At 42.7% G+C, this 17,206-nt stretch carries 6 protein-coding genes and 2 pseudogenes; 7 read left to right on the top strand and 1 reads right to left on the bottom strand.

What is annotated here, in order from left to right; all coding sequences use genetic code 11:
- Positions 1–66 precede the first annotated feature (66 nt).
- The gene (locus HMPREF2794_RS24535) at positions 67–603 is read right to left on the bottom strand and encodes a hypothetical protein (protein ID WP_022300937.1); all 537 of its coding nucleotides are present in this window, start codon (positions 601–603) and stop codon (positions 67–69) included.
- Between the two features lie 316 nt (positions 604–919).
- Between HMPREF2794_RS24535 and HMPREF2794_RS24530 the strand changes: the two are divergent.
- The 7 genes and pseudogenes from HMPREF2794_RS24530 to HMPREF2794_RS24505 form a co-directional block, all read left to right on the top strand.
- Positions 920–3,683, top strand: a pseudogene (locus HMPREF2794_RS24530) (glycosyl hydrolase); the annotation flags it as partial.
- An 89-nt stretch (positions 3,684–3,772) separates the two neighbouring features.
- A pseudogene (locus HMPREF2794_RS30025) lies at positions 3,773–4,237 on the top strand (glycosylhydrolase-like jelly roll fold domain-containing protein); the annotation flags it as partial.
- Positions 4,238–4,252: 15 nt separating this feature from the next.
- Positions 4,253–5,710: a sialate O-acetylesterase gene (locus tag HMPREF2794_RS24525; protein ID WP_022300939.1), complete on the top strand. Its 1,458-nt coding sequence runs from the start codon at positions 4,253–4,255 to the stop codon at positions 5,708–5,710.
- A gap of 27 nt (positions 5,711–5,737) precedes the next feature.
- The gene (locus HMPREF2794_RS24520) at positions 5,738–8,089 is read left to right on the top strand and encodes a DUF5703 domain-containing protein (protein ID WP_055271735.1); all 2,352 of its coding nucleotides are present in this window, start codon (positions 5,738–5,740) and stop codon (positions 8,087–8,089) included.
- Positions 8,090–8,177: 88 nt separating this feature from the next.
- Positions 8,178–10,832 carry a glycoside hydrolase family 2 protein gene (locus HMPREF2794_RS24515; protein ID WP_070752942.1) on the top strand — a complete coding sequence of 885 codons (2,655 nt, stop codon included), beginning with the start codon at positions 8,178–8,180 and terminating at the stop codon, positions 10,830–10,832.
- A gap of 159 nt (positions 10,833–10,991) precedes the next feature.
- On the top strand, positions 10,992–15,410 hold the full coding sequence (locus tag HMPREF2794_RS24510; protein WP_070752940.1) for a hybrid sensor histidine kinase/response regulator transcription factor: 4,419 nt from the start codon (positions 10,992–10,994) through the stop codon (positions 15,408–15,410).
- Between the two features lie 63 nt (positions 15,411–15,473).
- Positions 15,474–17,156 (top strand): polysaccharide lyase, encoded by a 1,683-nt coding sequence (locus HMPREF2794_RS24505; RefSeq protein ID WP_070752938.1) that lies wholly within the window; start codon positions 15,474–15,476, stop codon positions 17,154–17,156.
- Positions 17,157–17,206: the final 50 nt, after the last annotated feature.

Raw genomic sequence — 17,206 nt, 5'->3', positions numbered from 1 at the left:
AAAAAAGGTTGTGCCAGCGTTTTGACACAACCTCGCTTAATTGGTCGCTAAGATAGTAATAAATTATCATTTAATTGCTTCTTCGAATAAATTATATGCTTTCATGACTTTCTTAGATGCTCCGCTTTTGATTTTATAATCAAAATAGCCTTTAGAAGTTTCAATTCTAATTGCAGTCATTTTATTATCTTTAAAAACAGATAAATCTCCTAATAATAATAAACGCACTCCCCATAAATCCATGCCTAATGCTCCAACTGTCCCCTCACCATTTCCAGATATGTAATCTGAAACTTTGAATACATAAGGATTTTCTTCTTCATCGAGAAAGATTACTTTTGATCCTTTATTTACATATCTTGATTCTGCTGTTAACCATTTCAATAAAATAAAATTCAAACCATTTTCAAGACCAAAACATATCCAAATATTTTTACCGGTCTGAGTTCCTATGAAGGCTTCAGATGAAATTTTCTCATAGGATGTATATACAACTTTATCTTTAGTGAATTTATCTATTCTATTGACTGAAATTTTTTGCGCTTGAACACCAATATTAAATATCAGAAATAGTAATAATAGGAGGAAAATTTTTCTTTTCATATTATTTTTTGTTACATTTAAATTTAGCATGTATCTTTTCACCATTCAAAGTGATCTGTAATTCACAATAATCCCACCATAAATCTTTTACATAGCATTTCATGTACTCTTGATCTTCGGTATAAAATGTTAGGCAGATTATTGATTTCGGAGCTACAGCACGCCCTAGCAATCCACAATTAGTATCTCGGATAGAAGATGCAGTGAATAGTAAGTAACAGACCAACTCATTTTAGGAAGATGACAAAAGAACAAGGATAGTGAGTACAAAACAGTCCCTTTTTCGTCTTATCTATACGTAAAAATATAGATTAGAATGAAAAGCCGACTGAAACAACAAATATTTGCATTCTTTTTATTGGCATGTACTGCTATATCTCCTGCCAATGCTTTGCAAACACATTCACTTCGTGAACTATTTCAGAATCCATCGGATGAAGCAAAGCCTTGGACTTTTTGGTACTGGATGTTTGGTGCTGTATCCAAAGAAGGTATTACTGCTGATCTGGAAGCAATGAAGCACGCCGGATTGGGAGGAACTTATCTGATGCCAATCAAAGGCGTCAAAGAAGGACCGCAATACAAAGGTAAAGCGCAACAGTTAACTCCCGAATGGTGGGAAATGGTGCGTTTTAGCATGGAAGAAGCCGATCGTTTAGGGTTAAAGTTGGGGATGCATATTTGTGATGGTTTTGCATTGGCAGGCGGTCCCTGGATGACTCCGAAAGAATCGATGCAGAAAGTAGTCTGGAGTGATACAATCGTCGACGGTGGCAAAATCAAAGAATTGTATTTGCCACAACCGGAAGCTTATGAAGGATTTTATGAAGATATCTCTTTATTTGCCCTACCTGTAAAAGAGGAAGTGGCAGATGTCATGCCGGCTAAAATTACTTGTACCAATATCGCTAAAGGAGATCATATCGACGCCAAGAAAACCGTAAACATGGATGATGCCGGAGTAATCCGTTCATCTTATCCTTGCTATATTCAATATGAATACGAACAGCCTTTTACTTGCCGCAATATTGAAATTATTCTAAGTGGTAATAATTATCAGGCACACCGTCTGAAAGTAATGGCAAGTGATGATGGAACGAACTATCGTCTGGTGAAGCAACTCGTTCCTGCACGTCAGGGATGGCAGAATACAGATGAAAATTCCACCCATACAATACCTGCCACAACCGCCCGCTATTTCCGCTTTTACTGGACACCTGAAGGTAGCGAACCGGGAAGCGAGGATATGGATGCAGCCAAATGGAAGCCAAACTTGAAAATCAAGGAACTGCGCCTTCATCAGGAAGCCCGGTTGGACCAATGGGAAGGTAAAGCCGGACTGGTATGGCGTGTCGCTTCTTCGACAAAGGAAGAAGAAGTAGGAGGGAAGGACTGCTATACCCTTTCACAGATTCTTAATCTGACGGACCAATTTAAAAACAATTCGAAGAGCAATTTTAAAGAAAGAACATTAACCGCAACTCTTCCTAAAGGTAAGTGGAAAATACTCCGCATGGGACATACCGCCACCGGACATACCAACGCCACCGGCGGAGGGGGAAAGGGGCTGGAATGCGACAAGTTTAATCCTGTGACAGTCCGTAAGCAGTTCGACAACTGGTTTGCACAAGCTTTCGTAAAGACAAATCCGGAGGTTGCACGCCGTGTATTAAAATACATGCATGTGGATAGCTGGGAATGCGGGAGCCAGAACTGGAGTGAGACTTTTGCAGCCGAGTTCAAAAAACGCCGTGGATATGATTTAATGCCTTACTTGCCACTACTGGCAGGCATCCCGATGGAAAGTGCCGAACGAAGTGAGAAGATTCTACATGATGTCCGCACAACGATAGCGGAACTTGTTGTGGATGTTTTCTATCAGGTATTGGCCGATTGCGCCAAAGAATATGATTGCCAGTTTTCTGCCGAATGTGTAGCACCTACCATGGTCAGTGACGGCTTGCTGCATTACCAGAAAGTAGACCTTCCTATGGGAGAATTTTGGCTGAACAGTCCTACTCATGATAAGCCGAACGATATGCTGGATGCCATTAGCGGAGCGCATATCTATGGCAAGAATATTATTCAGGCGGAAGGTTTCACGGAAGTACGCGGAACTTGGGACGAACATCCAGCAATGTTGAAAGCATTACTGGACCGTAACTATGCTTTAGGCATCAACCGCCTTTTCTTCCATGTATATGTTCATAATCCTTGGTTAGACCGCAAAACGGGTATGACTCTGGATGGCATCGGCCTTTTCTTCCAACGTGACCAGACATGGTGGAACAAGGGAGCAAAAGCATTCTGTGACTACATAACCCGTTGCCAATCATTATTGCAATACGGACATCCAGTAATCGACATAGCTGTCTTTACGGGTGAAGAAATTCCAAGACGTTCAGTATTGCCGGAACGTTTAGTTCCGTCTCTTCCGGGAATTTATGGTGCCGAACGGGTGGAAAGCGAACGTATTCGTTTGGCGAACGAAGGACAACCCTTACGTGTGCGCCCGGTAGGCGTAACACACTCTGCAAATATGGCCGACCCTGAAAAGTGGGTAAATCCACTTTGTGGATATGCTTATGATAGCTTTAATAAAGATGCGTTACTCCGTTTGGCAAAAGCAGAAAACGGTAGAATGACGCTGCCCGGTGGAGCCAGTTATAAAGTTTTGGTATTACCTCTTCCCCGCCCAATGAATCCGGAACCTGTATTATCTCCGGAAGTACAGAAAAAGATCAATGAATCTAAAGAGGCAGGTGTGTTGATCCCTTCTCTTCCTTATATGGAGGATGATTTCTCTGCATATGGATTAGAACGTGATATGATTGTACCGAAAGATATTGCATGGACACATCGACGCGGTGAACTCGGCGACATTTATTTCATTGCCAATCAGCAGGAAGAAACACGTACATTTACTGCAAGCATGCGCATCGACAGAAAACCGGAATGTTGGAATCCGGTAACGGGTGAAATGAATATCCACCCTGTTTATCAGATAAAAGGTAATCGGACGGAAGTTACCCTTACATTGGCCCCTAATGAATCTGTATTCATAGTATATCCCATAGAGAAAGCTAATGAAAGCAAAGGAAAGGAAGATATTCTGCAAAAAGTACAAAAGAGTAAAAATAGCCCGGCAAAAGAGTTGCTGGATATAAGTTTGGATGCAGAAGAATACACCGTAACATTTGTCGCTAACGGTCAAACAGTTACCCGAAAAGCCCTTTTCGATTGGAGTAAAGAAGATAACGAGCGGATTCGTTATTATTCCGGAACCGCTATCTATAAAACCACTTTCCCTTGGAAGTACAAAGAGCAGAAAGACCGACAGGTGTATTTGCATTTGGGAACAGTTTACAATCTGGCTACAGTTCGTGTGAATGGAATAGACTGCGGTACGGTCTGGACAGCTCCCTACCGGGCTGACATTACAGCAGCCTTGAAAAAGGGAACAAATGAGCTTGAAATCGAAGTAACAAACACATGGGCAAATGCACTGAAAGGGACAGATGAAGGGAAAGCACCCTTTGAAGGCATCTGGACAAATGCGAAATACCGGAAACAGGAGAATACATTACTTCCGGGCGGATTGCTTGGTCCACTATATTTGGAACAGAGTAATTAATATAACAACATAATAATGAGAAGTTCAAGATTCAAAATAAGCATTCTATTGACCGGTTTTCTGCTGGCTATATGCTTATCAACACGTGCAGAAGTAAAGTTGCCTGCTATTTTCTCTGACGGTATGGTAATGCAACAAAAGACAAACGCTAACCTTTGGGGAACAGCCACTCCCAACAAGAATGTAACAATAACTACCAGCTGGGACGGAAAGCAATATGTAGCAACAGCAGACAAGAACGGAGCATGGAAGCTGGCAGTCCCCACTCCCGAGGCAGGGGGCCCTTATACTGTAACCTTTGACGATGGAAGTCTCAAAACACTAAATAATATTCTGATAGGCGAATTATGGCTATGCTCCGGTCAGAGCAATATGGAAATGCCGATGAAAGGTTTTAAAAACCAACCTGTAGAGAATGCCAACATGGATATTCTTCACAGCAAAAATAGTAATATCCGCCTGTTTACAGTAAAACGTACTTCCACCATGATTCCTCAGAATGATGTAGTCGGTTCATGGAAAGAAGCAACTCCTGTCAGTGTCCGTGATTTTAGTGCGACAGCCTATTATTTCGGAAGATTAATCAATGAAATTTTAGAAGTCCCGGTAGGGCTGGTAGTAGCAGCTTGGGGTGGTTCTGCCTGCGAAGCATGGATGACTGCCGATTGGTTGAAAGCGTTCCCGGATGCAAAGATACCTCAATCGGAAGCAGATATAAAATCCAAAAACCGTACTCCGACTGTGTTATATAATGGCATGTTGCATCCACTGATCGGTATGACAATGAAAGGAGTGGTCTGGTATCAGGGAGAAGATAACTGGAATCGTGCCCATACCTATTCGGATATGTTTACTACATTGATTAACGGTTGGCGTGCCGAATGGAAACAAGGCGATTTTCCTTTCTACTACTGTCAGATAGCTCCATATGACTATAGTATCATCACGGAAAAAGGCAAAGAAGTGATAAATTCAGCCTATCTGCGTGAAGCGCAGGCGCAAGTGGAACATCGTGTATCTAACAGCGGCATGGCTGTACTGCTGGATGCAGGAATGGAGAAAGGGATTCATCCCGCAAAGAAACAGATTGCCGGAGAACGTCTGGCACTTCTTGCACTGACAAAGACATATGGTGTGGAAGGGGTGAACGGAGAAAGTCCTTATTATAAAAGTATTGAAATCAAAAACGATACCATAGTCGTTAGTTTCGAACGTGCAAATATGTGGATCAGTGGCAAGAACTGCTTTGAATCGAAAAACTTCCGGATAGCAGGCGAAGATAAAATATTCTATCCGGCTAAAGCATGGATTGAACGCAGCAAGATACTTGTAAAAAGTGATAAAGTCCCGCATCCGGTAGCTGTCCGTTATGGATTCGAGAATTATGTGGAAGGAGATGTATATTGTGACGGTCTGCCGTTAGGGTCTTTTCGTTCAGACGATTGGTACATTCCCGAATATAAAAAAGATTAGCTATGAGCTGAATTTGACGAATAGAATATGAATCGATTTTATCTGATTATAATAATGGTATTTGTTGGCGTGTCGGCTTTTTGTAGCCAGCATGCCAATGTCGTTTGGAACACTCCTAGTCGAAATTCCTCCGAATCTATGCCTTGCGGTGGCGGTGATATCGGCATGAATATATGGGTGGAAGAAGGTGATCTGCTGTTTTATGTAAGCCGTAGCGGTACATTCGACGAAAACAACTGCCAACTGAAACAAGGACGTTTTCGGATTCGTCTGTCTCCCAATCCTTTGAAAGATGCAAAAGATTTCCGTCAGGAGCTAAAACTAAAAGATGGGTACGTAGAAGTATCAGCAGGAGGTACACGGATACAGTTGTGGGCAGATATTTTTCATCCGGTAGTTCATGTGGAAATAACCAATGCACAACCTTTGCAAACAAAAGTCTCTTATGAGAACTGGCGATATAAGGAACGAATGATCAGAAAAGGAGAGGGGCAACAATGCTCTTACAAATGGGCACCTCCGAAAGGAACTGTTACCAACGCCGACTTTGTTTCTTTATCTTCCAAAAAGGAATTACCCGGAATGACGGAAGAGAGAAACTTGCTTCTATTCTATCACCGGAATCCCGAACAAACCGTTTTTGACATTGCTGTGGCCCAACAAGGAATGGAAAATGTGGAATCTCAAATGATGAATCCTTTAAAGGACCTAACTTTCGGTGGTTATCTTTTTGGAAATAATTTGGAATTTACGGATACAACAGACAGTATCTATGCCGGTACAGATTACCGTGCTTGGAACTTCCACTCTTCAAAGGCTTCTCGGAAAGAACAATTTTGCATCGTTCTGCACACAGACCAGACGGAAACGGTCGATCAATGGGAACAAGGCTTAAAAACTACTTTGCAAAGGATTGCCCCACAGGGAAAGATATCATCAAAAATTGTATCACAAGACAAAAAGCAGACCCGCGCATGGTGGAACTCCTTCTGGCAACGCAGCTTTATTGAAGCAATCGGAGAAGCAGAAAATAAGGATGGCAACGATGTAGAAGAAATCACCCGAAACTACACTCTTTTCCGCTATATGCTGGGCTGCAATGCCTACGGCAGTGTCCCTACCAAGTTCAACGGTGGATTATTCACCTTCGATCCTTGCCATATAGACGATAAACAGGCATTCACCCCTGATTACCGGAAATGGGGAGGAGGTACGATGACAGCACAGAATCAGCGACTTGTATACTGGCCGATGTTAAAAAGCGGAGACTTCGATATGATGCCCTCCCAATTCAATTTTTACAACCGGATACTAAAAAATGCAGAACTTCGTAGCCAAGTGTATTGGCAGCATGACGGAGCATGTTTCTGCGAACAAATAGAAAACTTTGGCTTGCCCAATCCTGCGGAGTATGGCTTCAAACGTCCGGAATGGTTTGACAAGGGATTGGAATATAATGCTTGGTTAGAGTATGAGTGGGATACCATACTTGAATTTTGCCAAATGATACTGGAAACCAAAAATTATGCAAATGCAGACATTACCCCGTATTTACCCTTAATTGAAAGTTCGCTGACATTTTTCGATGAACATTATCGGCAGCTTGCTTCCCGTCGAGGACGGAAAGCGTTGGACGGCAACGGACATCTGATCCTGTTTCCGGGTTCTGCCTGCGAAACGTATAAGATGACCAACAATGCCAGCAGTACAATCGCCGCTTTGCGGACCGTACTGGAAAACTATGGAAAGAAAAATGAAATGCTGAAAACAATTCCTCCAATTCCATTGCGATACATAGAGGTCAAGGATTCCTTGAATCCCACAGCACCTCCCGAACTGAAACAAACGATTTCTCCTGCTGTAAGCTGGGAACGAATCAACAACATAGAGACTCCGCAACTGTATCCCGTATTTCCCTGGCGCATTTATGGAGTAGGAAAAGAGAATCTGGAATTAGCCCGCAATACTTATTTCTATGATCCGGAGGCTATTAACTTTCGCTCTCATATCGGATGGAAACAAGATAATATTTGGGCAGCCTGTCTGGGATTGACCGAAGAAGCCAAAAGGCTATCTCTCGCCAAACTCTCAAACGGGCCACATCGCTTTCCTGCCTTTTGGGGACCGGGATATGACTGGACACCCGATCACAACTGGGGAGGTAGCGGTATGATAGGACTTCAAGAAATGCTATTACAGACTAACGGTAATCAAATACTCCTTTTCCCCGCATGGCCCAAAGAATGGGATATACATTTCAAACTTTATGCACCGGGTGAAACGACAGTAGAAGCAACCTTAAAGGATGGAAAAGTGACAGAACTGAAAGTATCACCGGAAAGTAGAAAGAAAGATATCATTATAATGATTGAGAAATAGAAAAAACAGGGCTGCGATTTCCAGAATATGATTACGCGAAGTAAAACCGTGAAATCTGTGCCTTTAAACATAGATAAACAATTAAATTATGAATAAAAAACTGTTTCCAATTTTATCAGCTTTTCTGTTGCTATTCTCACTGATAGAGAAAGGACAGGCAACAGAAACCTACCGTCCCGAAACATCGGTTGCCGGATTCATCCAGCTTCCCGGTAGCGGGCGACAAGTGTATAATTTCAATCCGGGATGGAGATTTTTCAAAGGAGACATTCATGGCGCGGAATCCGTCGACTTTGACGACCGTTCGTGGACGATTGTTTCCACTCCTCATACGGTAGAGTTGATGCCTGCCGAAGCTAGCGGATGCCGCAATTATCAAGGCCCCGCCTGGTATCGCAAACATTTCGTACTCCCTGCAGAAACCAAAGGTAAACGGGTACTGATCCATTTTGAGGCAGCTATGGGAAAACAAGTTCTTTACCTGAATGGAAAGCGTATTCAAGAGCATGTTGGTGGTTATCTCCCTTTTACTTTGGATCTGACAACCAATGGTATACAAGCAGGAGATTCTTGTCTGCTTGCCATTTTCGTCGACAATAGCAATGACAAATCCTTTCCTCCCGGTAAACCCCAATACACCTTGGATTTCGCCTATCATGGCGGCATCTACCGTGATGTGTGGATGATAGCCAAATCGCCGGTATCCATTACCGATCCACTTGACTCCCAAACCGTTGCAGGAGGCGGAGTATTTGTTCATTTCGACAAGATCAGCGAAAAGAGTGCACAAGTCTACGTAAATACAGAATTGCAAAATGATAATCAACATACCGAAACCGTTACTGTAGAAACAACCCTGACAGATGCTGATGGAAAGGTAATTAAACGAACTTCCGGCAAACTTTCTCTGAAATCGGGAGAAAAGAAAATAATCCGGCAACAGATAGAGGTAAAAAGCCCTAAGCTTTGGTCACCGGATGCACCTTATTTATATAAAGTCCAGTCGCGCATTAAAAAGGGCAATCAGTCTATTGATGGAGGCATTACACGTATCGGTATCCGTTTGGCGGAATTTCGTGGCAAAGATGGTTTTTGGCTGAACGGAAAACCTTTCGTTCAGCTGGTAGGAGCCAACCGCCATCAGGACTTCGCTTATGTAGGCAATGCTCTGCCTAATTCTCAGCAATGGCGGGATGCTAAACGTCTGCGAGATGCCGGTTGCACTATTATTCGGGTGGCACACTACCCCCAAGATCCTTCCTTTATGGATGCCTGCGATGAACTCGGAATGTTCGTTATCGTAGCTACTCCGGGATGGCAATACTGGAACAAGGATGTGAAATTCGGAGAATTGGTTCATCAAAATACCCGCGAAATGATCCGTCGTGACCGTAATCACCCGTCTGTCTTGATGTGGGAACCTATTCTGAATGAAACCCGCTATCCACTCGATTTTGCCTTGAAAGCGCTCGAAATAACCAAAGAAGAATTTCCTTATCCGGGACGTCCCGTGGCTGCTGCCGATGTACATTCAGCTGGTGTGAAGGAGCATTACGATGTCGTTTACGGTTGGCCGGGAGACGATGAAAAGGCAGATAAACCGGAACAATGTATCTTTACCCGTGAATTTGGAGAAAATGTGGACGATTGGTACGCCCATAACAACAATAACCGTGCAAGCCGTAGTTGGGGCGAACGTCCGCTGCTGATACAGGCACTTTCCCTAGCTAAAAGTTATGATGAGATGTACCGTACTACCGGCCAGTTTATCGGTGGTACACAATGGCATCCGTTCGATCATCAGCGTGGCTATCATCCTGATCCTTATTGGGGAGGGATATACGATGCCTTCCGCCAAAAGAAATATGCTTACGAAATGTTCCGTAGCCAATCACCCGCCAGCCTTCGGCATCCGTTGACAGAATGTGGTCCAATGGTATTCATCGCTCACGAAATGTCACAGTTTTCTGACAAAGATGTAGTGATATTCAGCAACTGCGACTCGATCCGTCTTTCTATTTATGACGGAACAAAATCATGGACCCAACCTGTAGTACATGCCAAAGGGCATATGCCGAATGCTCCTGTTGTCTTTGAAAATGTATGGGATTTCTGGGAAGCACGCGGATATAGCTATACACAAAAGAACTGGCAGAAAGTTAATATGGTTGCCGAAGGTATCATTAACGGTAAAGTAGTATGCACACAAAAGAAAATGCCTTCCCGCCGGTCTACCAAACTTCGCCTCTATGCGGATACTCAAAAAGTTAATCTAGTAGCAGACGGTTCGGATTTCATTGTGATAGTTGCCGAAGTAACGGATGATAGTGGCAACGTACGTCGTCTGGCAAAAGAAAATATCGTATTCACGGTAGAAGGTGAAGGGCAAATCATTGGCGACGCTACGATTGGTGCCAATCCCCGTGCCATAGAATTTGGTTCAGCTCCTCTGTTGGTTCGCTCTACACGAAAAGCCGGGAAGATTAAAGTAAAAGCTCATGTACAATTTGAAGGAACACAGGCTCCGACTGCTGCTGAACTGGAATTTGAAAGCGTTCCTGCAGAACTTCCTTTTTGCTACGATGAAAAATACTGTACCAGTCAGGAAACATCTTCATCAACTCCGAAAACCGGTTTATCCAAAGATACAACCAAAGGTAAGGTACAACTGACAGAGGAAGAACGGCAGAGAGTGCTGGATGAAGTGGAGCGGCAACAGACTGAATTTGGAATAGAAAAATAAGTCTGTTCAAGAACCTCCGGTCGTCTTGAATGACAGAGATTAGCTATTAACCAAGTTAGATTAGTTAATAGCTAATCTAGTTTATTACCTGCTTATTTGAATTTTATTCGAAAAATAGTATCTTTGATGCAAGATCCATTTCCACTAATACGATATACAATGAAGAGACACTTCTTTTTGATATTTCTTTTTCTCTTGATTACGAGAATCTGTGCTTCTGCCTACCCTAACATGATTGTAGAACATTATACAGCCGAACGAGGCTTACCCAATAATATCGTCAATTGTACATTAAAAGGGCAAGATGGATTTGTATGGTTCGGCACTTGGTACGGATTATGCAGTTTCGATGGTACCAAATTCCGTTCCTATGATAATCATGACGGATTCTATTCCGCAGATATTCCTCCCCGTAAAATTCAACGTATTGTAGAAGACAGGAATGGATTCTTGTGGATCAAGACTATTGACCGCAAACTCTATTTGTTTGATAAGAAACATGAGAGTTTTCATGCAGTGTATGATGACGTAAAAGAATATTCTGAAAACATCCAGATTATCAAAATTCAGACAACAGAAGACGGAGACGTGTTGCTGCTGACCAAAGATAAGAGCCTGTTGCGTGCAAATACAGATTCAAACGGTAAAATCACCATGAAGCAACTGCACGATTCGCGTCCCAATGTCAACGTCTACGATTTACGTCTAAAGCATAATGTATTTTGCGAAACAGCCGAGTTTATCAATTGGATCGGTATGGATTATCAGATTCTTTCACTGCGGAAAGGCGAAGCTCTGAAAGATAAACCTGTCGACTTTATTCAGAAAAAAGTATCTGCCAACCCGGATCAGTTCACTTGTGCTTCGTACAATTCCAAATTTCTGTGGCTGGGAGATAAGAACGGGCATATTTATAGTGTCGATCCACAAAATGGAGTCGTCAACCGCTACGAAATACCGGATATCAAACAGTCGATTTCCAATATATTGGTCACAGAATCGGGATTAATGTATATTACTACTGTAGACGGTGCATACGAGTACAACATCGGTTACAAACAGTTGACGAAACTTCCATTCTCCATTGCAGGAAAAAAAGTAGGGATGATATTCAATGACAAGTATGATAAAATATGGTTTCAGGAAGGCAATCAGGCTTTGACATATTATGATCCTTTGAACAAAAGTAATCACCGTTTTGCTTTCCCTAACCAGAATGCTATCGGTAACTTTGAAAAACAGGATGCCGGTGAACAAGGTATGTTCTTCCTCACTCCCGGAGGAGAAATCCTGCTCTTTGACAGAGAGAAACTGGAAATGATCCGCATTAATCAATTGAAACCTTTTTCCGACGATCTTCCCGATCAGCTTTTCTTCCATCTATTGTTGGATAAGGATGAGATTCTTTGGTTAGCTTCTACAAGTAGCGGAGTGTATAAAGTCAATTTTCCCAAAAAGCAATTCCAGTTACTGACAGAAGTTTCTCCTGTTCCCGTTGGCACAGAAAAAGCGACTTCATGGAATCAGGGAATACGTGCGCTTTATCAGGCTAAGAATGGGGATATCTGGGTGGGTACTCGTTGGCAGGCACTGTACCGCTTGGATAGCAATGGACAGATAAAACAGGTTTTTACTGATAAGAACTATCTGGTAGGTGCCGTGTATCATATTATGGAGGATAAAGGAGGGAACCTGTGGTTTTCTACCAAAGGAAACGGGCTTGTCAAAGCCGAACCGGATATGAACTCACCGCACGGTCTGCGCTTTACCCGCTATAAAAATGATCCTAAGAATCCGAATTCTATCAGTAACAATGATGTGTATTTCACTTATCAGGATAGTCAGGAACGTATCTGGGTCGGTTTGTTGGGCGGAGGTCTGAATCTGATTTCCAAAGAAAACGGAGCGATTGTTTTCAAGCATAAATACAATGGACTGAAACAATATCCCGCTTATGGTCTGTACATGGAAGTCCGCACGATGACGGAAGGTGAAGACGGGCGTATTTGGGTAGGAACGATGGATGGTCTGATGTCCTTTGACGGACACTTTACAACTCCCGAAGAAATTCAGTTTGAAACCTTCCGGCAAGTTAGCGACCGTTCCAATGTAGCTGACAATGATATTTATGTATTATACAAAGACTCTGACTCACAAATTTGGGTGAGCGTGTTCGGAGGCGGTTTGAATAAGCTGGTCCGTTATGATAAAGAGAAACATGAGCCGATCTTCAAATCTTATGGCATGCGTGAAGGGATGAATAATGACGTAGTCAAATCCATCGTTGAAGATAAAAACGGGAATTTATGGTTTACTACCGAGATCGGTTTGTCTTGCTTTAATAAAGCAACAGAGCAGTTCCGTAACTACGACAAATACGACGGTTTCCTGAATGTTGAGTTAGAAGAAGGCAGTGCGTTGCGTGCATTGAATGGAGATTTGTGGCTTGGTTCACGACAGGGAATTTTGACATTCTCTCCTGATAAACTGGAAACACAACATACCAACTATGATACGCGTATTGTAGACTTTAAAGTATCCAACCGCGATCTGCGTAGTTTGAATGACTGCCCGATTCAAGAATCTATCACATACACCGATGCGCTTCAATTGAAGTACAATCAGTCTATGTTCACGATAGAATTTGCCGCATTAAATTTCTATAACCAAAATCGGGTATCTTATCGCTACATACTCGAAGGATACGAGAAAGAATGGCATTATAACGGCAAAAACCGCATTGCCTCTTATACAAATGTACCTCCCGGAGATTATGTGTTCCGTGTTGAAACGATGGATGAAACAAATCCTGAACTCGTTTCTACGTGCACGCTGGCAATCACCATTCTCCCACCATGGTGGCTGAGTTGGTGGGCAACTCTTATCTATGTCATTTTGGGTATTGCCGCACTCTATTTCGGTTTGCGACTGGCTTTCTTCATGATTAAGATGAAGAATGACATTTATATTGAGCAGAGAGTCTCGGAAGTGAAAATTAAGTTCTTTACTAATATCTCTCACGAGCTTCGTACTCCTTTGACACTGATAAAAGGCCCGATACAAGAATTGAAGGAGCGGGAAGAATTGTCTCCGAAAGGTCTGCAATATGTGGAACTGATGGAAAAGAATACGAATCAGATGCTACAACTAGTCAATCAGATTCTTGATTTCCGTAAGATTCAGAATGGCAAGATGCGCTTGCATGTATCATTGATCGACTTCAATGAAATGATAGCTTCTTTCCAGAAAGAATTCCGAGTACTTTCGGAGGAAAATGAAATCAGCTTCACTTTCCAGTTACCGGACGAACCGATCATGGTATGGGCGGATAAAGACAAACTGAGCATTGTTATCCGTAATGTCATATCGAACGCGTTCAAATTTACTCCTTCCGGTGGAAGTATTTATGTAACTACCGGATTGACAGATGACGGGAAATCATGTTATGTAAGGGTAGAAGATAATGGCGTCGGCATTCCACAAAGTAAACTGACTGAGATTTTCGAACGCTTTTCGCAAGGAGAAAATGCAAAGAATCCTTATTATCAGGGTACAGGCATTGGGTTGGCACTTTCCAAGGAAATAGTAAACCTGCATCACGGCTTAATCCATGCCGAAAGTCCGGAAGGGCAGGGGGCTGTGTTTACAGTAGAATTATTGTTGGACAAGGATCATTATCGTCCATCTGAAGTAGACTTTTACGTCGGTGATACACAGAGTACTCCTGCTGCCACAGGCAAGGATATGGAAATTGTCCAGGAAAAGGAACCGGAAGAAGAATTGGAAATTGATACTTCACTACCGACTCTTCTGCTGGTAGAAGATAATAAAGACCTTTGCCAACTGATAAAACTGCAATTAGAAGATAAATTCAATATCTACATAGCCAATAATGGAGTGGAAGGCTTGAAGAAAGTACATCTGTATCATCCGGACATCGTTGTGACTGATCAGATGATGCCGGAAATGGACGGACTGGAAATGTTACAATCCATCCGGAAAGATTTCCAGATCAGTCATATTCCTGTTATTATTCTGACTGCCAAAAACGATGAAGGAGCCAAGACCAAAGCTATTACTTTGGGGGCGAATGCCTATATAACCAAACCATTCAGCAAAGAATATCTGCTGGCACGGATCGAACAGTTGCTCGGCGAACGGAAACTGTTCCGCGAACGTATCCGTCAGCAGATGGAAAACCAGACGACAACGGAAGAAGACAGCTACGAACAATATTTGGTAAAAAAAGATGTGCAGTTCCTTGAAAAGATACATCAGGTAATTGAAGAAAACATGGACGACAGTGATTTCAATATTGATACGATCGCTTCCGGCATTGGTTTGAGCCGTTCGGCATTCTTTAAAAAACTGAAAAGCCTTACCGGACTGGCACCTGTCGACCTGGTAAAGGAGATTCGGTTAAATAAGTCTGTCGAACTGATTAAAAATACGGATTTGAGTGTTTCGGAAGTGGCGTTTGCTGTCGGGTTCAAAGATTCGGGCTACTATAGCAAGTGTTTCCGTAAGAAATATAATCAGACTCCCCGTGAATATATGAACGAATGGCGGAAAGGATAGAAATACCGATTACAAAATTCTTTCTTAATCGTCTTTTTTAAAAACCTATTAAGATTCGAAAGAATGAACAAGATTAAGAAAGTATTATCAGCATGGATGTTGGTTGCCTGCGTACTACCTGTGGCAGCTCAATATCCAGTAATCCCCGACTCGGCAAAAGAAAGAGGAGCAAAACAAGAAGCGGAGTTCGAACAAAAATCAAACGCGGCATGGGAAAAAGCCTTGCCGACAGTTTTAGAAGAAGCACAAAAAGGACGTCCTTACAAACCTTGGGCTTCCAAACCGGAAGATTTGATAAAAAGTAATATTCCGGCTTTCCCCGGTGCCGAAGGTGGTGGGATGTATACTCCCGGCGGTCGTGGAGGCAAGGTAATTGTGGTTACTTCTTTGGAAGATTCCGGTCCCGGTACCTTCCGCGAAGCCTGTGAAACCGGCGGTGCCCGGACCATTGTCTTTAATGTATCAGGCATCATTCACTTGAAGAGTCCGATCAGTGTACGTGCTCCTTATGTAACGATTGCCGGTCAAACTGCCCCGGGAGATGGTATTTGTATTACCGGAAATTCTTTTCTAATCGATACACATGATGTAGTGATTCGTCATATGCGTTTCCGCCGTGGTGCACAGGATGTTGCTTTCCGTGACGATGCAGTAGGAGGAAATGCAGTCGGCAACATTATAGTAGACCATTGCTCGGCAAGTTGGGGATTAGATGAAAATATGTCTATTTACCGCCATGTCTACAACCGGGATGAGAGTGGGCACGGACTGAAATTACCTACTGTAAATATTACCATTCAGAATTCAGTATTCTCAGAGGCATTGGATACGTATAATCATGCTTTTGGTGCTACTATCGGAGGGCACAATAGTATGTTTTGCCGTAACCTTTTCGCTTCCAACATCAGCCGTAACAGTTCGGTAGGTATGGACGGTGACTTCAATTTCGTTAATAATGTTGTTTTCAACTGGTGGAATCGCTCGGTAGATGGAGGTGATCATAATAGTTTATATAATATGATCAATAATTACTTTAAGCCCGGGCCGATTACTCCACTGGGAAAACCTATTTCTTATCGTATTTTGAAACCGGAAGCAGGGCGTGACAAGAGCAGACCTCTCTCTTTCGGAAAAGCTTATGTTAACGGAAACATTATTCATGGCAATGCCCAAGTGACGAAAGATAACTGGGATGGCGGAGTTCAGCTTGCCAATGAAGTTGATGCTGAAAAGTTCTTACCGCAAATCAGGGTGGACGAACCCTTCAAAATGTCACCTGTAACGATCATGGATACCCAAAAGGCCTACAACTTTGTATTGGATAATGTAGGTGCTACTTTCCCGAAACGGGATGCAGTAGATACACGTGTCATCAAGACTGTACGGACAGGAAAAGCTATTTATGTGAAAGATGCTCCGGAGTTTGTTTCTCCTTATGTGAAAAGACGTTTGCCGGCAGACTCTTACAAGCAAGGTATTATCACCGACATCCGTCAAGTAGGCGGACTTCCTGAATATAAAGGAGAAGCCTACCTTGATTCGGATGGTGACGGTATGCCGGATGCGTGGGAAATTGCCAACGGATTGAACCCGAATGATCCGACTGATGCTGTGAAGGACTGTAATGGAGACGGCTATACCAATATCGAAAAATATATCAACGGTATAGATACGAAGAAGAAAGTGGACTGGACAGATCTGAAGAACAACTACGATACATTATCCAAACGGAAAAGTTTGTTTTAACCGTATAGGTAAATGATCTTTCAGGATTGAATAAATAGAAAACAAAGTTT

The sequence above is a fragment of the Bacteroides sp. HMSC067B03 genome (genome assembly GCF_001811315.1).
GTDB lineage: Bacteria > Bacteroidota > Bacteroidia > Bacteroidales > Bacteroidaceae > Bacteroides > Bacteroides faecis.
This window is presented reverse-complemented; position numbering and strand designations above follow the sequence as displayed.

Bases quoted from the DNA above. Each gene is read 5' to 3' on its own strand.
- HMPREF2794_RS24515 (WP_070752942.1), top strand. From the start codon at position 8,178: ATGAATAAAAAACTGTTTCCAATTTTATCAGCTTTTCTGTTGCTATTC.
- HMPREF2794_RS24505 (WP_070752938.1), top strand. From the start codon at position 15,474: ATGAACAAGATTAAGAAAGTATTATCAGCATGGATGTTGGTTGCCTGC.
- HMPREF2794_RS24535 (WP_022300937.1), bottom strand. From the start codon at position 603: ATGAAAAGAAAAATTTTCCTCCTATTATTACTATTTCTGATATTTAAT.
- HMPREF2794_RS24520 (WP_055271735.1), top strand. From the start codon at position 5,738: ATGAATCGATTTTATCTGATTATAATAATGGTATTTGTTGGCGTGTCG.
- HMPREF2794_RS24525 (WP_022300939.1), top strand. From the start codon at position 4,253: ATGAGAAGTTCAAGATTCAAAATAAGCATTCTATTGACCGGTTTTCTG.
- HMPREF2794_RS24510 (WP_070752940.1), top strand. From the start codon at position 10,992: ATGAAGAGACACTTCTTTTTGATATTTCTTTTTCTCTTGATTACGAGA.